Source organism: Microbacterium sp. F2 (assembly GCF_052274505.1).
Taxonomy (GTDB): domain Bacteria; phylum Actinomycetota; class Actinomycetes; order Actinomycetales; family Microbacteriaceae; genus Microbacterium.
On sequence record NZ_JBNVBV010000002.1, the window covers coordinates 150,457 to 170,169 of the forward strand.

At 67.0% G+C, this 19,713-nt stretch carries 16 protein-coding genes; 4 read left to right on the forward strand and 12 right to left on the reverse strand.

Annotated features, from left to right (window positions below; translation table 11 throughout):
* Window positions 1–43: 43 nt before the first annotated feature.
* On the forward strand, window positions 44–1,144 hold the full coding sequence (locus tag ACQVDU_RS05790) for a hypothetical protein (protein ID WP_443476511.1): 1,101 nt from the start codon (window positions 44–46) through the stop codon (window positions 1,142–1,144).
* Window positions 1,145–1,171: 27 nt separating this feature from the next.
* Here ACQVDU_RS05790 and ACQVDU_RS05795 read toward each other — a convergent pair whose 3' ends face one another.
* A complete protein-coding gene (locus ACQVDU_RS05795; RefSeq protein ID WP_443476512.1) occupies window positions 1,172–1,945 on the reverse strand; it encodes a fructose 1,6-bisphosphatase in 774 nt (257 codons plus the stop codon).
* A gap of 154 nt (window positions 1,946–2,099) precedes the next feature.
* On the opposite strand from ACQVDU_RS05795, the gene ACQVDU_RS05800 reads away from it, so the two are divergent.
* Together ACQVDU_RS05800 and ACQVDU_RS05805 are read left to right on the forward strand one after the other, a co-directional pair.
* Window positions 2,100–3,734, forward strand: coding sequence for a sensor histidine kinase (locus ACQVDU_RS05800; RefSeq protein ID WP_443476513.1), 1,635 nt, complete (start codon window positions 2,100–2,102; stop codon window positions 3,732–3,734).
* Window positions 3,734–4,891: a hypothetical protein gene (locus ACQVDU_RS05805; protein ID WP_443476514.1), complete on the forward strand. Its 1,158-nt coding sequence runs from the start codon at window positions 3,734–3,736 to the stop codon at window positions 4,889–4,891. Before ACQVDU_RS05800 ends, ACQVDU_RS05805 begins: the two co-directional genes overlap by 1 nt.
* 119 nt (window positions 4,892–5,010) lie before the next feature.
* Here ACQVDU_RS05805 and ACQVDU_RS05810 read toward each other — a convergent pair whose 3' ends face one another.
* Both ACQVDU_RS05810 and ACQVDU_RS05815 read right to left on the reverse strand, forming a co-directional pair.
* A complete protein-coding gene (locus ACQVDU_RS05810; protein ID WP_443476515.1) occupies window positions 5,011–5,670 on the reverse strand; it encodes a hypothetical protein in 660 nt (219 codons plus the stop codon).
* Between the two features lie 80 nt (window positions 5,671–5,750).
* Window positions 5,751–6,602, reverse strand: a complete 852-nt coding sequence (locus ACQVDU_RS05815) for a tRNA pseudouridine synthase A (RefSeq protein ID WP_443476516.1) — start codon at window positions 6,600–6,602, stop codon at window positions 5,751–5,753.
* A gap of 99 nt (window positions 6,603–6,701) precedes the next feature.
* On the opposite strand from ACQVDU_RS05815, the gene ACQVDU_RS05820 reads away from it, so the two are divergent.
* Window positions 6,702–8,699 carry an acyltransferase family protein gene (locus tag ACQVDU_RS05820; RefSeq protein ID WP_443476517.1) on the forward strand — a complete coding sequence of 666 codons (1,998 nt, stop codon included), beginning with the start codon at window positions 6,702–6,704 and terminating at the stop codon, window positions 8,697–8,699.
* Between the two features lie 24 nt (window positions 8,700–8,723).
* Here ACQVDU_RS05820 and ACQVDU_RS05825 read toward each other — a convergent pair whose 3' ends face one another.
* The 9 genes from ACQVDU_RS05825 to ACQVDU_RS05865 form a co-directional block, all read right to left on the reverse strand.
* Window positions 8,724–9,788 carry a GNAT family N-acetyltransferase gene (locus tag ACQVDU_RS05825; protein ID WP_443476518.1) on the reverse strand — a complete coding sequence of 355 codons (1,065 nt, stop codon included), beginning with the start codon at window positions 9,786–9,788 and terminating at the stop codon, window positions 8,724–8,726.
* 135 nt (window positions 9,789–9,923) lie between these two features.
* Entirely contained in the window at window positions 9,924–10,523 is a 600-nt protein-coding gene (rplQ, locus tag ACQVDU_RS05830; protein WP_443476519.1) for a 50S ribosomal protein L17, read from the reverse strand.
* Between the two features lie 57 nt (window positions 10,524–10,580).
* The gene (locus ACQVDU_RS05835) at window positions 10,581–11,570 is read right to left on the reverse strand and encodes a DNA-directed RNA polymerase subunit alpha (RefSeq protein WP_195692956.1); all 990 of its coding nucleotides are present in this window, start codon (window positions 11,568–11,570) and stop codon (window positions 10,581–10,583) included.
* 161 nt (window positions 11,571–11,731) lie between these two features.
* Entirely contained in the window at window positions 11,732–12,130 is a 399-nt protein-coding gene (rpsK, locus tag ACQVDU_RS05840; RefSeq protein ID WP_228177304.1) for a 30S ribosomal protein S11, read from the reverse strand.
* A gap of 28 nt (window positions 12,131–12,158) precedes the next feature.
* Entirely contained in the window at window positions 12,159–12,539 is a 381-nt protein-coding gene (rpsM, locus tag ACQVDU_RS05845; protein WP_292709693.1) for a 30S ribosomal protein S13, read from the reverse strand.
* 160 nt (window positions 12,540–12,699) lie between these two features.
* Window positions 12,700–12,816, reverse strand: coding sequence for a 50S ribosomal protein L36 (gene rpmJ, locus ACQVDU_RS05850; protein WP_022893853.1), 117 nt, complete (start codon window positions 12,814–12,816; stop codon window positions 12,700–12,702).
* Window positions 12,817–12,882: 66 nt separating this feature from the next.
* Window positions 12,883–13,104, reverse strand: coding sequence for a translation initiation factor IF-1 (infA, locus tag ACQVDU_RS05855; protein WP_013583992.1), 222 nt, complete (start codon window positions 13,102–13,104; stop codon window positions 12,883–12,885).
* Window positions 13,105–13,364: 260 nt separating this feature from the next.
* The gene (locus ACQVDU_RS05860; protein ID WP_443476520.1) at window positions 13,365–14,363 is read right to left on the reverse strand and encodes a hypothetical protein; all 999 of its coding nucleotides are present in this window, start codon (window positions 14,361–14,363) and stop codon (window positions 13,365–13,367) included.
* A gap of 203 nt (window positions 14,364–14,566) precedes the next feature.
* Window positions 14,567–19,498 carry a lamin tail domain-containing protein gene (locus ACQVDU_RS05865; RefSeq protein WP_443476521.1) on the reverse strand — a complete coding sequence of 1,644 codons (4,932 nt, stop codon included), beginning with the start codon at window positions 19,496–19,498 and terminating at the stop codon, window positions 14,567–14,569.
* Window positions 19,499–19,713 lie beyond the last annotated feature (215 nt).

Sequence of the window (19,713 nt, forward strand, 5' to 3'; positions counted from 1 at the left end):
GCCTCCGGTGAACACCCGAGGCCCCGAGAAACAGAAGTGCAGAATGAGTGTACTGGAGTTGTCTGCCGTCCTGGCGATCGCCTTCGTGATCGCTGCTCCGGCCCTCGTCCAGTTTCCCGCAACCCCGGTTCCCAACGGTGGCCGCGCCGCGCGCAGGAACTTTCTGCGCTTTGCCGCGGCCGCAGCCCTGAGCGGGGTCGTCGCCGGTATCGCGACCGCCCTCATGCCCGCAAACCCGACGCCGATCATCATCGCTGCGGCGAACGCGGCGCTGGTCGGCGGGCCCGCATACTTCTGGGCGGGCATGCGGCAGCTGCGGGAGAACTCGATGGCCCCCGGCTGGGTCGTTGCGGGGGCCGTCGCTGTGACCTTCGTCACCAGCGCAACGGTCAGCGCTGTCATCGGCGGCCCGACCGATGGCTTCGTCCTGCGGCTGATCCTCGTAGCTGTGGGGTGCGCGGGCGTCGCGGTCGAAGCTTTCCGACTGCCGGCACGAACCATCGCACCCTTCCGGCTGATCGGAGTCATCTTTGCGATCTACGCCGCGTACTCGGCGATCCGCACTGTGATGTTTTTCGCGGTCGGTGAGAGCGCTCCCACATTTCAAGCGCTCTTTTCTCCCCTGACGGCATCCGTCCTGAGCATCCTGCTCATAACGGCACTCTGCGTTGCCGTGTGGTGGAGCGACCGCGCGTTGGAGACTCGAGCCCGGCAGATCGAGTACATCATCACTGCGCTGCGCTCAGATATCGCCTCCCACGGCGCCGTGACAGTGTACGTCGTCGAGGTTCCCGACCTCGCCCTCATCCGCGCAGCCTTCGGTGGCCCGGCAGCAGCAGCGGTGGACCGCGCAGCCTCGATGTCCCTTCATGAACTGCTGCCCGATGCCGCCCACAGCGGTCGGGTCGGCCGCCACGTCGTCGCGGTGTCCGGCGACCAGCGGATCGAGAACCTGGATGACGTCGTGAAAGCCGCTACGGCGAGGGCAGTACCGAACCTCGACTATCGCGAAGCGATCGAGATCCGCGTGACGCGCTACACACTGCACTCCGGGGAGGAGCTCGCCACAGTTTGGCCCGATGCAGCCCCGCCCAGCACCAGCGGCGACCTCAAGACCAGTCCGGCAGGCGGCGCGGTCGCCTGACCAGGGCTGCGCGGCCCCCCAGCCCGCTCAGCCCTGGGGCGCAGTTGTCGGCTGGTTGGACACGATATTCAGCGTGCCCTGATCGTTGTAGATCGCGATCGGGAGGTACTGATAGATCGTCTGCTGTGCGAACGAAGCATCGTCGTTTGCCGTGCCCTCGACGTAGATGCCGAACGAGAACTGCAGTGTGATGCCGTAGGTGTCGGCCGGCAGCATGAAGATCGTCGTCTCGGGGACGAGCAGACCGCCCTGATAGCTGTTGAGCAACAACCCGCGGTCGGAGCGCAGCGTGTCCGGCGGTACCAGCGTCCGCGGGTCGGCTGCGAACTGGAACGGCTGCTGCACCATCCCCGAGGTCTGTGCGGTCTGCGACGTGATCGAGATCGACGAAACATAGACGCGGCGCTTCTGCGCCAGCACCGCCTTGTCATCGACGCGACGGTCATACGCGTTGATCGCGAACCCGAATACCTTCTCGTTGTTCGGCGTCCACTCGCGCGTGCGCTTCGGGTCAGCCGCCCACACATCGAGAACGACTTCGAGGTCGGATGCGACATCCGTCGTCAACGAGACTGACCCGTCGTACGAGAACAGCGAGTCGAAGTCCATCGCGGCAGTCGTCGAGACCGGCTGCGGCACCGGCGTCGCCGTCGATGCGGCACCGGGTGCTTCACCCTGAATCGAATTGAACGCTTCGGCGATCTGCTGGCATCCGGTCAAGGACGAGGCGCCCAAAGCCAGTGCGGCAGCACCGAGCACGACGCGGCGTACAGCGCGCGACGGTTGCGGGGCGGTGGCCATGGTTTCTCCTTGAGCGGGCCGACGTGCACGTGCATCGAAGGCTGAAATTCCGCGGTTATCTCGGGCTCATGGCGGGTTCCACAAGCCGGATGCGCTGGAAGTATACGATACGAACAAAGGCCTGAACTCAACGCTGTCTAAGGGGGAGCACAAGGTGAGCGCAAGAGACGCGCAATTCCGCGACGTCGACGGCGCGACAATGCGAGTGAGGTCCATCTGGCTCACGCAGCTCTCCCTCGGCGTCTCGATCATCATCATCTCGGTCGTATCGCTCGGCTACGAGCCGGAACTGTTCGAGTCGTGGCTCATGCTCACCGGTGTGGCCATCATCATCGCTGCAACTGCGGTGACCCTCGTCATGCCCTGGGCCCGCGCACCACGGTGGGCGCCGCTGATCATCCCGTTCGCCGACATCGTCGCCGTCGGATTCATGGCGGCATCCTCGATCCTGCCCCTCGGGTTCTTCTGGGTCTTCCCGATCATGTGGATCGGCCTGCATTTCACACGCTGGGCCCTCGCTGCCGCCGTCACCACAATCGCCGGTTCCCTGTTGATCGAAGCCGCCACCTCCACCGAACCACCCGGCGCCGTTGAACTGTTCACAGTGCTCCTCGGAGTCACGTTCCTGGGTATCACGGCGAACATCACGATGCGCCAGACGCGGGCGTTCAAGCGGTTGCTTCTCGGCCAGACGCGGCGTCTCGAAACCACGCTTGAACGGGTCTCGGGCGCCGAGCGCAGCACGATCGAGTTGATCAACGGCGTGGATGTCGGCATCCTGCGTTTCGCCCGTGACGGATCACTGCTCGCCGTCAACACGACCTACGCTCGGCTCTACGGAACGAGCCCCAACGATCCGAACTCTCCGCCCACCTCCGTCGAATACGCATCCCTGCAGGGGACGGCGATCCCGGCCTCGGAGCGCACGTTCGCGCGTGCGCAACGTGGCGAGATCTTCGAGGATGCGCGGGTCTGGATCTTTGACGCCGAAGGCACCTGGCGCGCTCTGTCGGTGAGGACGATGCCGCTGACCTCGTCAGCCGACGATTCTGCGTCGACGATGCTCGTCGCCCACGACATCACCGCCGTCACCGAGGCCGAGCGCGAGCGCGAACGGATCGCCGCGGTAGCCTCTCACGAACTGCGGCATCCGCTGACCGTCATCATCGGTCACGCCGACCTTGCACTCGAAGAAGAGGACGAGCTGACCCCGAAGATCCGGGCCCACCTTGAGACGATCCTCTCCGCCAGCGAACGGATGCTCGGTATCGCCTCGACGATGCTGCAGCGCTCGCGCAGCGGATTCACCCCCACCCAGGACCGCCGCTCGTTCGACCTCGTCCCGATGCTGACCGCCGTCGGAGAAGCTTTCGCCGCGACGGCACGAGAACAGAGCGTGACGCTGGAAGCCGACCTCCCGGCCCACCTGCGGATGGATGGCGACGTCTTCCGCCTGCGCCAGGTCCTCGACAACGTCGTCAGCAATGCCGTGAAGTACACGCCAGCTGGCGGTTCAGTGCGGGTATCGGCAGCTCTGGACGAGGATAACGCCGTCATCGTGGTCGCCGACACGGGCATCGGCATCGCCTCCGAGGACCTCGAGCACGTGTTCGACCCCCTGTTTCGCAGTACGCGCGCCCAGGAGCATGCGCCTGGTACCGGGCTTGGTCTCGGTATCGCGCGCGAGATCGTGACAGCACACGGTGGCACCCTCACGATGACGAGTGAACTCGGTCACGGCACGACGGTCACTCTTCACCTCCCCCGTTCCGTCGCCCCGGAGTCGTGATGTTCTTTCCTGCACCCGGTGAGCTGCCCTGGCCGGACCTCGGCGGCGCGAGCATCGGTATCGCCCACGCGACCATCGCAAGCCTCGGCACCATCCTCTTCGTCGGGCTGGCGTTTCTCGCGCGGCCCCGCCGCTCGACGCTGCTGTGGTCGCTGACGTTCATGGGCATCATGGTGGCCTGCTTCGGCTATCTCGCTGCGACTGCCGCCGAGTCCGAGGAACTGCGGCGAGGATCGATGGGTCTGCTGATGGGCGCCCCGGCGCTGCTGTGGTCGGGACTGCGCGCCCACCGCAAGGTGCGCACGTATGCATGGATCAGCGCCGTGGTCGCCGCGGCCTCGATCGGCGCTCTCATCGCGGTAGGGGACTCTGACCTGTTCGGCCTCGCCTACCGCGTCGTGTTCTTCATCTCCTCGATCTTCGGCGTGCTGTTCCTCCTCGAGTGGCGGCGCATCCCGGAGCGGTCCGAGCGCGTGCTGTGGCCCATCGTCATCTCCTCGGCGGTCTACGCGCTGGCTGGCGTCACGGTGCTTATCGGCGCCCTGTTCACCCCACTCTCCACGTCGGAGGCCTTCGCATCGACGCGCATCTTCAATTCGATCGGAATGCTCGTCTACATGGTCTGCGCGCTCGTGTCGCTGGTGCCGCTCGTGACCCCCGGGACGCAGGCGATCGAGTCCGGGGCGCCGCACAGCGACTGGGGTCGGTTCGTGGGGACGGCCCGCGAACGTCTCGAACGCGCCGCCGCGCGGGATGCCGGCACCTGGTCGCTGCTTCGCATCGAGCTCGACGACGCTGAAGATCTGCAAGCTGCGGGAGGACCCGCCATCTTCGGTCGACTCATCCGCGAGATCCAGTCTCGTGTCGTCGCGGTTTTCCCCACGGATGCCGACGTCGCGATCGCTCCCGACAGCGCTGTCATCGTGCTGGTATCGCGCCCCGAGGCAGTCATCCGAGAGCTCGTGCGCGACGTCCTCCGACACATCGCCGTGCGCGACCCGGAGGCTCCGATTACCGTGACCACCTCAGCCAGCGTCGGCTGGGCGAGCGTCGCGACATCGGGATATGACCTTGACGCCCTGCTTACCACGACGGCCGAGGCTGCAGCAGCGGCCCGGGCGCAGGGTGGCGACCGCTGGGAGCGCGTCACCGCCTGACTCTCCTGTCGGGAAGCGCTACTGCTGCGCGCTCGAGCTACTGCTGCGCGATCGCTATCGTGAGCGGCCGCGTGAGAGCGCGACCAAGAGGATGCCGCTGTGATGGGTCGGCGGGAAGCCTACTGCTGCGCGATCGCGATGGTCAGCGTGTCGGATGCCGTCTGCTTCGCGTACTCGTTCGATGTCGGCGTCGTCTGCACGAGGAAGTCGTACGTGAACTGCACCGTCACCGAGATCGCATTGGATGGCACCGGACCGACCGTGAAGTTCTGGGAGTAGCTGTAGGGCGAGAGCACGAGATAGCCGGGGTTGACGCTCGCGGCATCCACCTGCGGATCCAGCGGAGCGAGATCTCCGGTGTCGCTCTGCGGCACCGCGACCATCGTCGCGCGCTGCAAGTAGACCTTTTGACCGTCGTTGGGTTCGACCGTCGTGATCAGGGACAGGCTGATGGGCTTGAGAGCATCGGCAGTCCACTTGTCCATCGACAGTGTCGACCAGTAGTCGACGGTGGCCTTCACGGCGCCGGCCTGGAGGTCCCGCTGCGTCGAGCCGCTGGAGAGGTCGTTCTTCACCGGTGGGGCAACGGTCTGGCGGGTGAACGTGGGAGTTGGACTCGAGGTCTCATAGCCCCAGTTGTTCCACGGCGCGGGCCCACACCCTGCGAGCGCGAGCGGCAGCACGAGAAATCCGGCGATCGCACTCGCCCGAGCGAGAGCGCGCACCGGTTGACCGCCACGGATGCCGACGCTCGCGTCGCTGCGACCAACGGCCTTCATCTCCATCCCCCCTCGGGATCACCAACCTCACCCCGCGCAGGGGTGGGATCAGTCTACGCATCCGCGGGCGCCCGCCCTCGTTAGTCGGTGTCGAGGTCCCGCCGCGCGCGGGTCTGCGACGCGCGCTGCGCGAGCAGCTCATCGGCCGGGTACCCGACCTCGGTGAGGGTGAGCCCGCGGGCAGCCAGCACCTTGACCTCGGGAACACGGACGAGTTCGTCACGGATGCGCACGACATCGTCGACGGTGAGTCGTCCCTGACCGACCGCAACGCACCCACCCACCAGCGCGCGCACCATGCTGTGGCAGAACGCGTCAGCTCGAACCGTGGCGACCAGCACGCCGGAGGCCTCGCGCACCCATCCGAAATCGAGCAGCGTGCGAATCGTCGTCGCCTCCTCCCGCGGCTTGCAGTACGCGGCGAAGTCATGCAACCCCCGCAGTGCGCCGGCTGCGGCATCCATGGCCGCGACATCAAGCTCACCGCGTACCACGGTGGTGCGGTGCCGTTCCAGGGGATCGTAGGGAACGGGATCGTCGGCAACCCGGTACTCGTAGCGGCGCCACACCGCCGAGAAGCGTGCATCGAAGCCGTCTGGTGCGATCGAGGTGCGGGTCACTGCTGCGTCGGCATAAGCGCCGAGAACACCCCGGATGCGACGAGCCAGCACCGCCGCGCCATCGTCACCTTCACCGCGCCGACGCGTGTCTGCGATCCGCGCGGCCTGCCCGTCGTCGAGATCCAGGTGAGCAACCTGGCCGCTCGCGTGCACTCCGGCATCCGTTCGGCCTGCGACAACCAGCCTCGGATCTCCCCCGAGCACGCGAGAAATCGCCCCCTCGATGGTTCCCTGCACGGTCCGTTGATGCGGCTGCCGAGCCCACCCGCGAAAGTGCGAGCCGTCATAGGAAATGTCGAGCCGGATGCGCACGACTTCAGCCTAATCAGCACCCGGCGCAGCCCCAGGGAACGCCCCCCGCCCGGACGTAGACTGGAGTGCCCGAACCCGCACCACCCCACAGAGCTACCGATGTCCAGCCCCCTCCCCACCGACCTTCACGGTGTCACGCCCGGCGCCAGCCAGGGCGCCAGCTCGAGCGCCCGACTGCCTGGCCTGGATGGCCTGCGCGCGCTCGCCGTCATCCTCGTCGTCGTCTACCACCTGTTCCCGCAGTGGTGGTTCGTCGGCGGGTTCATCGGCGTGGATGTCTTTTTCGTGATCAGTGGCTTCCTGATCACGTCCCTCCTCCTTCGCGAGCGCGACGCGACCGGCCGGATGAGCCTCGTCGACTTCTGGCGGCGGCGCGCCAGGCGCCTGCTGCCCGCGCTGGTCCTGCTCCTGCTCGTCTGCTCGAGCGCCGCGTGGGTCATCGGCGGCGATGTTCTGGTCCGGTTGGGCGCCCAGATCGCCGGCGCCCTCACCTTCAGCTACAACTGGGTCGCGATCGTCATCGGCGAGGGATACTTCGGCGGCACCACGCCGGAGCTCTTCCGCAACCTGTGGTCGCTCGGCATCGAAGAGCAGTTCTACGTGCTCTGGCCCCTGCTGCTTCCCCTCATCCTGCTGCTGCCGCGCACCTGGGCTCGGGTTGCAGCGGTCGGCGCCCTGGCCGCGGCATCCGCGGTGTGGATGGGCGAAATCGTGGCTTCGACGGGCAACGTCAGTCGCGCGTACTACGGCACCGACTCCCACGCTTTCGCCATCCTTCTCGGGGTCGCACTCGCGTTCGTGCTGCACCACGCCCTGGCTGCGCCCGCGCTGTGGATGCAGCGCACGGCGGTCCGCCGCGGCGCCGAGATCGTCGGTATCGCCGCCGTCGCCGGCCTGCTCGTGCTCTCTTTCCTCGCGCCCACCGACTCGATCCGCACGTTCCCGCTGACGATCGCCGGGGCCAGCATCCTGTCGGGCATCGCCATCATCGCAGCAGTCTGGCCCCACGCGCGGCTCGGCGACGCTCTCGATGCCCGCCCCCTGCGGTGGATCGGCGAGCGCTCCTACGGCCTGTACCTCTGGCACTGGCCCCTGCTCGTGCTGCTGGTTGCCGCGGTCCAGGGCACCGCACCGGAGGCGGGAGTACCGGTGTGGGTGGGCCTTGTGACGCTGGCGCTGACGGTCGTCATCGCGGAGGCCTCCTACCGATTCCTCGAAACACCGGTGCGGCGCCTCGGTTTCCGCGGCACCTGGCGTGCGGCCCGGGCCAAGGTCGGAGTCGACGCCGGGGCACTGTGGGGCACCGTCGTCGGCGGCCTGGCCACCACCGCCCTCGTGTGCGCGACGGTGGCCGGCGCTGTCACGGGAGCGAGCGTGTCATCCGGTGAAGCTGTGGTCGCCGAAGGCCAGGCAGCCGTGGATGCAGCATCCGCGAGCCCGACACCCTCGGCGGATGCCCGCCCCCCGTCGGATGAACCAGCACCTGCTGGCGCGCTCGCTGACGGCGCCATCCGTCCGCCGGCACCGTCACCGGCGCCGATCTCCGGCGACCAGGTGACCGCCGTCGGCGACTCGGTCATGCTCGCCGCCGCACCCTCCCTGTACGCCACGCTTCCCGGCATCCGGGTGGATGCCGCAGTCTCACGGTCGTCGTGGGCAGGGCCGGGCATCATCGATCAACTCGCCGCCACGGGACAGTTGGGCCGCTACGTCGTCATCGCCCTCGGCACGAACGGCCCGATCAGCCGCGATGCCTATGAGCGGATCGCAGCGACCGCGGGTGCCGACAGAACCCTCGTGCTCGTGAACGCATACGCGCCGCGGGACTGGATTCCGGGCGTCAACAGCGATCTCACCGCCTTTGCGGCAGCCCACCCGGGCACGGTGATCGCCGACTGGGCGAGGGCCATCGACCCACACGTGGACTACCTGGCTGGTGACCGCATACATCCCGGCACCTCCGGCGGCAAGATTTACGCCGATACGGTGCTCGCCGCGATCCGTCAGTCCGAGAACCAACGCGCGATCGACGCCTACCTCACCGAGACCCGCGCGTACCGCGAGGCCACCCGCGCTGACGCCCGCATCGCCCAATAGGTCGTCGCGCGGAGCGCGTAACCGTCAGAACCGGGCAACCATGGCTACCTCACGGTCGGTGGCCTCGAACCCGAGTCGTCCGTACAGGCTGTTCGCGCCGGTCGGGCTCTCTGTATCGACGTCGAGATTCACCTTCTCAAGTCCCGCATCCCGCGCCGCCGTCAGCAGCGCGGTGATCACCGCCGGGGCAAGGCGCCTGCCGCGATAATCGCGAACGACACCGATCAGCGCGATGTAGGCCGACGTGTAGCCCTGCACGTCCCAGTCATCCTCGTTGACGGTTGCCAGGGCCATCGCCACCACCCGGTCGCCGTCGACGACGATGCGCGAGAGGTCATCGCGGAACTGCGGACCGCCCACGAATCGCGCCCACCGCTCCGGCGGAGTCTCCAGGCTCCCCCAGTGGTCACGGAACGCGTCGTTGCGCGCCACGCGCGTGGGATCCCGCCACTGCGGGCCGAAGATCTCGATCCGCAGATCGATCGGCACCTCGGGGATCGGTTCGCTCAGGTCGCGAAGCATCGTCGTGAACCATCGCTCCTCGGGCAGGCCCCGCCGCGCACCCAGCGCCCGAGCGTCAGCATCGTGCTCGTACGCGTGAAGGAAGATCGCACCCGGGAGTTCGGCATCCGTCTGCGCCAGTTCGGTCTGGGCGGTCTCGTACTCCCAGCGCAGTACCTCTGTGCCGATGCCGCAGCGGCGCCAGTGCGGGTGCACCATGCCGGTGCAGTAAACGTAGACGTGCTTGTCCTGGGACGGATGCACCAGGATGCCTGCCATGGCGACGAGGTCACCGTCAGCTGTGAAACCCAGTCGCGTATGACGCTCGGGGTCGATGTGCGAAAGCTCGAAGATCTCTTCGACGTCCTCGCGCGGCGTCAACCACGTCGGATGATCGACCCTGTCGCAGGCGTCGACCAGGACCACCATCTCGTCGAGATCCGCTCGCGTTGCGGGGCGCCAGGTGGCGACATCCGGATGCTGGATCTCGGCGACCGTCTCGGGCGCTCCGACGCGCTCCGACAGCGGCCGCACATCCGTCGGCGCGGCGTTCTCAGGAATCGGCGCAGGCAAGGTGCTCTCGGTCACCGTCCCACCCTACGCACGCGCTCCACACACGTGAAACACCGCATCCTCGGTGAGACTCCCCCTAACACGGGGTGTCACACCGAGGATGCGGTGTGTGATCCGTCTACGCCACGGATGCGGCGCAGGCTGGAGGTTTTACTTGGCGTCGTCCTCGACAACAGCGTCCTCGGCGGCGGCCTCAGCGGCGGCGCCCTCCTCGGACGACTCGGCACCGGCATCCGCTGCCGCGTCGGTGGACTCTTCCGGGGCCTCGGCGGCAGGAGCCTCCTCAACAGGAGCCTCCTCAGCGGGAGCCTCTTCCGCAGCGGGAGCCTCTTCGGCAGCCGGCGCAGCGGCAGCCGGAGCAGCCTTCTTCGCCGACTTCGGCTTCGGGTTCACGGGCTCCAGAACGAGCTCGATGACCGCCATCGGGGCGTTGTCACCCTTCCGGTTGCCGACCTTCGTGATGCGGGTGTAGCCACCCTCACGCTCGGCGACCAGCGGCGCGATCTCGGCGAACAGGACGTGCACAACTTCCTTGTCACCGATGACCGAGAGCACCCGACGACGCGCGTGCAGGTCACCGCGCTTGGCGAAGGTGATCAGGCGCTCGGCGAGGGGACGCAGGCGCTTGGCCTTGGTCTCGGTCGTCTTGATCGACTTGTGGGTGAACAGAGCGGCGGCGAGGTTCGCGAGCAGCAGGCGTTCGTGGGCGGGGCCGCCTCCGAGGCGGGGACCCTTGGTGGGCTTGGGCATGTCAGTTACTCCAGAGAAAGTCGGTCAGGATGCCGCGGCATCCGTTTCGGGTACCGGTCAGACGGTCTCGTCGTCGTAGCCGCCGTAGAAGTGCGCGCCATCGAACCCGGGAACCGAGTCCTTCAGGCTCAACCCGAGAGAGATGAGCTTGTCGCGAACCTCATCGACCGACTTCTGGCCGAAGTTGCGGATGTTCATGAGCTGCGTCTCCGAGAGGGCAACGAGCTCCGAGACGGTGTTGATGCCCTCGCGCTTGAGGCAGTTGTAAGACCGGACCGACAGGTCGAGGTCTTCGATCGGCATCGACAGCTCGTTCGACATGACGGTCTCGACCGGCGCGGGGCCGATCTCGATACCCTCGGCCTCGACGTTCAGCTCGCGGGCGAGGCCGAACAGCTCGGTCAGCGTACGACCAGCCGAAGCGACGGCGTCACGCGGGGCGATGGAGGGCTTGGACTCGACATCCAGGATGAGCTTGTCGAAGTCGGTGCGCTCACCGGCACGCGTCGCGTCGACGCGGTAGCTGACCTTGAGCACCGGCGAGTAGATCGAGTCGATCGGGATCTGACCGCTCTCGGCGTACTCGTTGCGGTTCTGGGTCGCCGAGACGTAACCACGGCCACGCTCGATCGTCAGCTCGAGCTCGAACTTCGCGGTCTCGTTGAGGGTCGCGATGACGAGCTCGGGGTTGTGGACCTCGACACCCGCAGGAGCCGAGATGTCGGCGGCGGTGACCTCACCGGCGCCGGTCTTGCGCAGGTACGCGGTGATGGGCTCGTCGCGCTCGCTGGAGACGACCAGCTGCTTGATGTTGAGGATGATCTCGGTGACATCCTCCTTGACACCCGGAATGGTGCTGAACTCGTGCAGCACGCCGTCGATGCGGATGCTGGTGACGGCGGCGCCGGGGATCGACGACAGGAGGCTGCGACGCAGCGCGTTACCGATCGTGTAACCGAAGCCGGGCTCAAGCGGCTCGATGACGAAACGGCTGCGGAACTCCCCGATCTTCTCCTCGGTCAGAGTGGGACGCTGTGCGATGAGCACGATGTGTTCCTTTCGATCACGTGCCCGCTATATGACACGTGCAATGGGTGAGGTGTTGAGTTTTTCTCGGGGGATGCCGGGGCGCGGCGCGCAGGCGCACGCCCCGGCATCCGAAATGCTTCACCCGGGTGGCAAAGAGCCGGCCCGGAACGGGGCTGTCGTCAGACGCGACGGCGCTTGGGCGGGCGGCAGCCGTTGTGCGCCTGGGGCGTGACGTCCTGGATCGAGCCGACCTCGAGGCCAGCTGCCGTCAGCGAGCGGATCGCGGTCTCACGACCCGAACCCGGTCCCTTGACGAAGACGTCGACCTTCTTGACGCCGTGCTCCTGTGCCTGACGGGCAGCAGACTCGGCAGCCATGCCGGCGGCGTAGGGCGTCGACTTGCGCGAGCCCTTGAAGCCGACGCCACCCGAGGAGGCCCAGCTGATCACCGCACCGGAAGGGTCGGTGATCGAAACGATCGTGTTGTTGAACGTCGACTTGATGTGGGCCTGGCCCACGGCGATGTTCTTCTTCTCCTTGCGGCGCGGCTTGCGCGCTGCGGACTTGGGGGTAGCCATGTGCGTTTTCTCCTAAACCTTCCGCGCCTTACTTCTTTCCGGCCTTCTTCTTGCCGGCGACGGTGCGCTTCGGGCCCTTGCGGGTACGCGCGTTCGTCTTGGTGCGCTGTCCACGCACGGGCAGGCCGCGGCGGTGACGCAGGCCTTCGTAGGAGCCGATCTCGACCTTGCGGCGGATGTCGGCGGCAACCTCACGGCGAAGGTCACCCTCAACCTTGTAGGTGCCTTCGATGTAGTCGCGGAGGGCGACGAGCTGGTCGTCGGTGAGGTCCTTCACGCGGATGTCCTCGTTGATCTCGGTCGCCGCGAGGATCTCGTGCGAGCGAGTACGGCCAATGCCGTAGATGTAGGTGAGGGCGATCACCACGCGCTTATCGCGCGGGATGTCGACACCGGCAAGACGTGCCATGTCGGTTCTCTCTTTCCCCCGGGTTTCCCCGCGGAGTATGTCGAAGGTGTGGAGCAGAATCGGTGCCCGGGCCTTCGTCCCGAGGTGTCCCCCGCATCCGGCATCCGGATACGGGTTCTGACCCTGCCTCTGTGTATGGAGTTGTGAAGCTTGTGGCGTCTCAGCCCTGGCGCTGCTTGTGGCGCGGGTTGGACTTGCAGATCACCATCACGTTGCCGTGGCGGCGGATGACCTTGCAGTGGTCACAGATGGGCTTGACGCTGGGGTTGACCTTCATGATGTTTCCTGTTCGCTGTCTTCGCCGGGCGGACACGGATGCCCGGGGCGTTACTTCTCGACCGGCCTAGCGGTAGCGGTAGACGATGCGGCCGCGGGTGAGGTCGTAGGGCGAAAGCTCCACGACGACGCGGTCCTCGGGGATGATGCGGATGTAGTTCTGCCGCATCTTTCCCGAGATCGTTGCGAGCACCTTGTGTCCGTTGGTCAGCTCAACGCGAAACATCGCGTTGGGCAGCGCCTCGGACACTGTGCCCTCGATCTCGATGACACCGTCTTTTTTGGCCATAGCCTCGCTCACGCTTATGCAGACCGGTCGGTCTGCGGTGGATGGGAGTCGGTGCCGGTCCGCTCTACCCGGACACGCCAAGGCAGGCACAAAGCACCAAAGATCAATAGTACGTGATAGTGAACACCCCGGCAACCTCGGGCGTGTCGCCCGCTCCCGGACGCGAACCCACACCCTCTCTACTGAGCCCACACGTTTCGGCGGCCAAAGCGTGGGGGTTCGGCCCAGAGCGTGTGGGTTCACGGATCCGACCACGCTGGCTAACGCGATGGACGGATGCCGAACGCGGCCAACCGCCGGCCAAGCGTCACGGGCGAGGCCAGGTGCTGCATCCCCCACCGGACGAGGGGGCGGTGCGTCGTCGCGCGGATCCAGTCCTCACGTTCCTTCTCCTCCCGCACCACCTCCCACGGTGTGCGCTCGCCCCGCCACCGGGCATCCGTGTACTTGCCCTCACCGTCGAACTCGCCCCACGCCTTCGCCTCATCGAGCCCGAAGTCGACGAAGTACAGGTGGGACGAGTCGGCGAGCCGCACTTGAAGCCGCGGATTAGCAAACCCGAGGTCGTGCAGCAGAAGCCTGCTCACGCTTTCGCCCGGGAGCTGGGCCCGCCCGTCCGCGAAGGCGTTGATCCACCGCGCCTGACGGATGCCGCGCCCGCCCCGCGCACGAATGATCCGCTCGTCCATCCCGGCAGCCCATGCCGATGCTGCGCCCTCGTTATAGACCCGATCGTCGGGATCCCACGCGACCAGCCGCAGCGCGGCATCAGCGACAGCCAAGGCGCCTGCGAGCGGCAGGCTCCGCGAAACGTCGAACACCGTCCGCTCGAGGGACGTGAATGTGATGCCACCGATCACCACGATGTCGTCGTCCGTCACGCTGATCTCATGTCGGGCTACACCCCGGGCTTGCCGCACGACTCCGTTGTGGCGGGAGTCGCTGACATGTACGGCGTCGGGGATGTACCGAAAGAGGGGCAATCCCCAGAGAACCGCCGCCGATGCGTGGGAGAACGGCGCATCGGATGTCTGTCGCCGCGAGTGCACCGCTGCGATCGCCCGCAGATGCCTGTCTTCGACAAACCCGCCGGTATCGTCGGCTCGCGCGTAGCGCCCCGAATGGAGCCGGATCAGTTCACCAGCCGCCACGCGCGCAGGGATGTGCGTGAAGTCACTCTCGCGCTCCAGCCGCTCTCGGGTGAGGATCGCGGCGCGCGCTTCCCACAACCGCTCCAGGCTCTGCGGCACGGCATCCATGCACGCAGTCTTGTCCGTGCGCACGGCATCTCAGCCGCCGCGTCCGCAATCCCGAAGCAACCACGCCTCATCGCGCCCTGGGGAGGAACCCGCCATCCCAGGCGCGAACCCACAGCTCCCGACCCGAGCCCACAGGATTTCGCGCACGAATCCTGTGGGCTCGAGTAGAAGGGTGTGGGTTCAGCGGGGAGGTAGGGGCCCGGTCACACCCGTGGGCGGGCGCGACGGGGGCGGATGACGACAAGTGCGCCACCGAGAAGGATGAGGGCAGCAGCCCAGGGCAGCAGAGGCATACCCGTGGACTCGGCCGTTCCGCCGGTCGCGGCGAGCGCTTCGACCTGAACGTACGTCCACCCGATCACCGTGCCTGCGGCGTCCGTGACCACCAGGCGGTGGGTGCCGACCGGCAGGTTCGCGGGGATTGTGAAGGTCGCGGTTCCCGCCGCGCTCACCACCGAGGTGCCGAGGTAGGTGGGCGTCGAGAAGATCCAGCCCTCCACGGTCTGCCCCGCGTACTGAGTGCCGACCGTGATCGTCACCGTCTGCCCTTGCTCGAAGGTCGTCCCGCCCTGCGGCTGGATCGCGCCCTGCGTCTCCGGAGTCAAGTCATCCTCGGCCGGAGGGTTGGCGCCACCGGTGGACGGCAGCGGCGTCAGTGTCCCCATGACCGTCAAGGGAATGCTCACCACGGTCCCCGATGGCTCGGCGTTTACGACAAGTGCCGAGTTCACCGGAGCGTCCTTGGGCACGGTGATGCTGATCTGTGCCGCGCCGCCGTCGATCGCTACCGGATCAAAGACAGTGCTGCTGCCTTCGATCGAGACGAGCGCTGTCGTGTTCGCGGGAGCGCCCAGCGACCGGATGTCGAGGCCCGACACCGTTGCGGTCAACGTCTCGCCCTGCTCGATCGTGGCGGGGACGCCGAGAACCTGGGCGCTGCGCGAGGCGAAGTCCGGCGCCAGGTTCCGGTGACTCTTGAGGTAGTCAATCCACGCGTCGCGGTCGATCAGACCCGAGTCACGGGTGTCGGTTCCCTCCGTGAGCGCGGTGAAGTTGTCCCCACCCTGCAGCAAGAAGCTGAACGACCCGACCCGGTACTGGGCATCCATCACGATGGGCTGCCCATCGATCCAAATCCCCGTGATCCGATCTCCCTTAGCTCGGGACGCGTCATACGTGTAGAACACGTTCTCCGACACCCCCAGCTGCAGGTACGGACGCGACGCGCCCTCGGGCTGCCACTGCTGCTCCAGCGTCGCCTTGAACTGCGCACCAGTCAGCGTCGTAGTCCACAGGTTGTTCACGAAAGGAAGCACCGCGTTCGCCTCGGCGTACGTGACCACCCCGTCCTCGCCGTAGTACAGCTCGTTGCGCAGCCCCCCCGGGTTGACCAGACCGATCTCCGCCCCACCACGCTCAGACGACGACAGCGAAGCCACCAGCGAATCCGCGACGAGGTTTCCGAGCGTCGACTGGGATGACCGGTCATCCCGCTTGTCACCGACGAACGCCGTCGTGATGTCGGCGGTGACCGACCCGACCTGCTGCGAGCCCACGACCGCCGCGTCGGCGAGCGCGGCATCCACGATCGTCTTGACGGCGGCGACACGCGGGTACGCGGCCGTCAGCGTCGTATCGGAGGATGTCGTGCGTGCCACGTTGCGCACGTCATAGTCGTTCACCGCTCCGGTCGCCGGGTCGATCCAGAGCCGGACCTGGCCGATGTTCTCGCCGTACGAACCGGTCTGCAGCACCGGACGCGTCCGGTCGGAACCGGGAATGGGGCCGTCCCACGCGTACTCCTTGTGCGTGTGGCCGGTGAAGATCGCGTCCACCGCCGCCGAGGTCTGCGTCACGATCTTCGCGAACGCGCCGCCCGCAGCGATCTCGTCTTCGATCGACGCACCTTCCTTCACGCCGTCGACCGAGCCCTCGTGGTATTCGGCGATGATGACCTCGGCCTCGCCGTTGCCCTCGTCGCCGTCGGTCAGCTGGTCAGCGACGCGATTCACGGCATCCACGGGGTCCCCGAAGTCGAGGCTGGAAATCCCACCGGGCGAGACCAGCGACGGCGTCTCCTGTGTGATGGCGCCAATCACCGCCACCGTGAGCCCGTCCACCTCAAAGGTCGCATACTCGGGCAGCACCGGATCCTGCGTCCCCTTCGCGTAGACGTTGGCACCGAGGTACGGGAACTGCGCCGCCGAAGAGACCCGACCGAGTAGATCAGCCGAACCCTTGTCGAACTCGTGGTTCCCGACAGCGGATGCCGCAAGTCCGAGAGCGTTCAGGACGTCGATCGTGGGCTTGTCGTCGGCGTATGCCGAGGCGAACAGGGATGCCCCGATGTTGTCACCGGCCGAGAGGAAGAGCGTGTTGTCCTGGCCGTATGCGGCGCGCAGCTGTTCGATCGTCCCCGCGACCTTCACCGTCTTGTCATCGATCCGCCCGTGGAAGTCGTTGATATTGAGCAGGTTGAGGAGCACGTCGTCGCCGCCGTGGTACGCCCCGCAGTACATCCGCCCCTCGCGCAGCGAGATCCCGTCGGTCTCAGCATCGTCGGCGTAGAAGACCGGCGCGACACCGTTCTCGCACGTACCGATCGCGAACCCTTCGTTGCCAGCCTTCGCAGGCATGCCCGCAGGCGCGAGGTAGGCAGCGACGCTCTGGAAGGTACCGACGTAGGGCCCGTCCGCGGCGACCCGCATCGCGTGGATCTCGCCACCGCACGCGTCGTCACACACGGCGTACAGGGTCCCGGACGCCGCATCCCAGGTGACGTCGGCTACCACCGAGAGCTTCGGATCGATCGTGGCGACGATGCTCGCGGCTCCCGCTTCCTGAAGCGCGACGGCGTAGATGCGCGCCGTTCCCTCAACGCCGACGAAGAACAGACCATCGCCGTGCCCGCCGTAGATCGCCGGGTCGTAAGGCTTGCCGGTGCTCTGGTCGACGAATCCCTGTGCGACCAAGACCGAGTCCGGCACCCAGGTCGCGCCCTCGAGTCCGCCGTTGGCGGGAAGCGTCGGTAGGAGCGAGGCGAGGCTCCACTCGTCGGTCGCGATGAGCTCGGTTCCCGATGCCGACACATCAAAGCGCAGCACCGAGGGCCTACTGACGTTGCTGGCGTCGTTGTTTCGCTCCGTCGCGACGTACACCCCGTTCGCCGAGTTGCCCGCGACAAGGCTCACACCCTCGGCATCCACTGCGCCGGAGCCGCCGGGGTAGCGCAGGACCTTGCCCGCCTTCCACTCACCGACTTCCGGCGTGACCCACTGCCCGGCACTCGCGTTCCATTCGAGCTGGAAGAGCGTCCCGGTGCCGTTGTTGACGGCCCAGAGCGTTCCTCGACCGTCGCCGGTCGCCTCGTAGGCGAGGCCGCTCATGTCCTTGCCGAAGGCAGAGGCCCCCGACACTGCGCTCACCCCAGCATCTCCGGGCCATGGCGTTGCCGCCACGAGGCCAATGCAGTCGTTCGGAGCACCCTTGGTCACCGATGCAGCGACCTCGAACTCTCCAAGGCCATCGGGGCAGCGCGCCCATGAGGTGTCAGCATGCTCGCTCCAGCTCGTCTGGTCGAGCAGCGTCGTCCCGTCAGGCGCGAACAAGCGCGCGGCGTCGGCAGCGCCGAGGCCGAAGCCTCCCTGCACGTCGACGTCGATGGTCACGAAGGTGCCAGGCTGCAGGGTGGTTCCGTTCGGGATAACAACGGCGTGCGCGTCGTCATTGTCGCGCAGGATGTAGCCGGAGATGTCGACGGTCTCCGTTCCCGCGTTCGTGAGCTCGATCCAGTCGAGGGGCTCAGCGCCCTTCGAGTCAACCTCGTTGATCCGGATCGGCGAGCAGTCGTTGGCTGCGCCCGGAGTCGAGCTGTAGGTCTCGACGAACGCGCCGGTACCGTCGGGGCAGCGACCCCAGGTCGTGCGCTGCGCGTGGGCGGGATAGGAGTGGCTGTCGACAAGGGTGGTGCCGTCAGGCAGGAACAGTCGTGCCGCATCCCCGTCGCCGAGCCCGAACCCGTCACCCGGGAGGTCGGTGTAGATGACGGTGTACCCACCCGCGGCGATCGACGTTCCGGCCGGGATCCTCAGGGCGTGGTCATCCTTGTCGTCCTTCAGGATCCAACCAGCCAGATCGACATCCGTGTCCGAGATGTTCTTCAGCTCGACCCAGTCGCCGGGGTTGCCCCCGCTGGACTCGATCTCGTTGACCCGGATGGCGCCCGCGCCCGCCACAGGGGTGTCCCCGCCTTCCGCCGGCGCGCAGTCGTTGGCGGCACCGGGTGTGGCAGAAAGCGTCTGCCCGAACTCCCCCGTCCCGTCGGGGCATCGCCCCCAGGTCTGTTCGGCGTGCGCGGTCCAGCTCGTCTGGTCGATCAGCGTCGTCCCGTCAGCGGCGAACAGGCGCGCCGAGTCCGCCTTGCCAAGGCCGAAGGCCGACGGCCCTGCATCCACGACGAAGGCGGCGAAGCCGTAAGCGGGGATGGTGGTTCCCGTCGGGATCGTGAAGGTGTGGGTGTCGTCGTTGTCGCGCAGAATGAGCCCGCTCGCGTCGACGGGAAGGTAGGACGTGTTCGCCAGTTCGATCCAGTCGGCCGGGTCGCCGCCGTCGGACTCGACCTCGTTGATCACAAAAGAGGTCGCGGGGTCGGGTGCGCAGGCGTTCGCTTCACCCGGAGTCTGGGCTGCAGTGGGCCCAAAGTCTCCGGTCAGGTCGGGGCAGCGCCCCCACGAAGCTTTCGCGGCACCCGCGGGCAGCTTCGTGAACGTGTATTCGTCGACAACAGTGCCGTCGGGAAGCGACAAGTGAACTTCGTCGCCGTCCTTGCCGAGACCGAAGGAGAAGCCTGCGTCCTTGGAGAGCACCAGGTATCCGCCAGCGGGAACGACGTAGCCGGACCCGATCGTGCTCTCGTTCTTGTCGTCGCGTAGCTTCCAGCCGTTGAGGTCGACGTCGACCTCACCGGTGTTGGCGAACTCGACCCAGTCGGCGGCGCCCTGGGGGTCCTCCGGCTGGATCTCGTTAATCACCACCGGTGGAGCCTGGACCGGCTCGGCAGAGGCAACCCCAGGAACGGCGACGGCGAACGAGAGCCCGAGGATCACGGACAGGGCGGCGGCAAGGCGTCGGCGCATGGCGAGTACTCCTGCGGATCGGTGCAAGGGATGGTGCGCCGAACTCGCTGCCGGTGTCTCGGAGCGGTGGCGCCCCGCCAGCCTCACCGCCGAAGGCAACGCAGAGGTGAACGGATCCAGAACCGCGGGTAGTCGCTGAGAGTCACCCCGCCGAACCGGCGCGTCGCCCGTCAGAAACGAAGGATGCCCCCGCGGATCCAGATCCGAGGGGGCAT

Bases quoted from the DNA above. Each gene is read 5' to 3' on its own strand.
- ACQVDU_RS05805 (WP_443476514.1), top strand. From the start codon at position 3,734: ATGTTCTTTCCTGCACCCGGTGAGCTGCCCTGGCCGGACCTCGGCGGC.
- rpmJ (WP_022893853.1), bottom strand. From the start codon at position 12,816: ATGAAGGTCAACCCCAGCGTCAAGCCCATCTGTGACCACTGCAAGGTC.
- ACQVDU_RS05820 (WP_443476517.1), top strand. From the start codon at position 6,702: ATGTCCAGCCCCCTCCCCACCGACCTTCACGGTGTCACGCCCGGCGCC.
- rplQ (WP_443476519.1), bottom strand. From the start codon at position 10,523: ATGCCCAAGCCCACCAAGGGTCCCCGCCTCGGAGGCGGCCCCGCCCAC.
- ACQVDU_RS05860 (WP_443476520.1), bottom strand. From the start codon at position 14,363: ATGGATGCCGTGCCGCAGAGCCTGGAGCGGTTGTGGGAAGCGCGCGCC.
- rpsK (WP_228177304.1), bottom strand. From the start codon at position 12,130: ATGGCTACCCCCAAGTCCGCAGCGCGCAAGCCGCGCCGCAAGGAGAAG.
- infA (WP_013583992.1), bottom strand. From the start codon at position 13,104: ATGGCCAAAAAAGACGGTGTCATCGAGATCGAGGGCACAGTGTCCGAG.
- ACQVDU_RS05795 (WP_443476512.1), bottom strand. From the start codon at position 1,945: ATGGCCACCGCCCCGCAACCGTCGCGCGCTGTACGCCGCGTCGTGCTC.
- rpsM (WP_292709693.1), bottom strand. From the start codon at position 12,539: ATGGCACGTCTTGCCGGTGTCGACATCCCGCGCGATAAGCGCGTGGTG.
- ACQVDU_RS05810 (WP_443476515.1), bottom strand. From the start codon at position 5,670: ATGAAGGCCGTTGGTCGCAGCGACGCGAGCGTCGGCATCCGTGGCGGT.
- ACQVDU_RS05865 (WP_443476521.1), bottom strand. From the start codon at position 19,498: ATGCGCCGACGCCTTGCCGCCGCCCTGTCCGTGATCCTCGGGCTCTCG.
- ACQVDU_RS05790 (WP_443476511.1), top strand. From the start codon at position 44: ATGAGTGTACTGGAGTTGTCTGCCGTCCTGGCGATCGCCTTCGTGATC.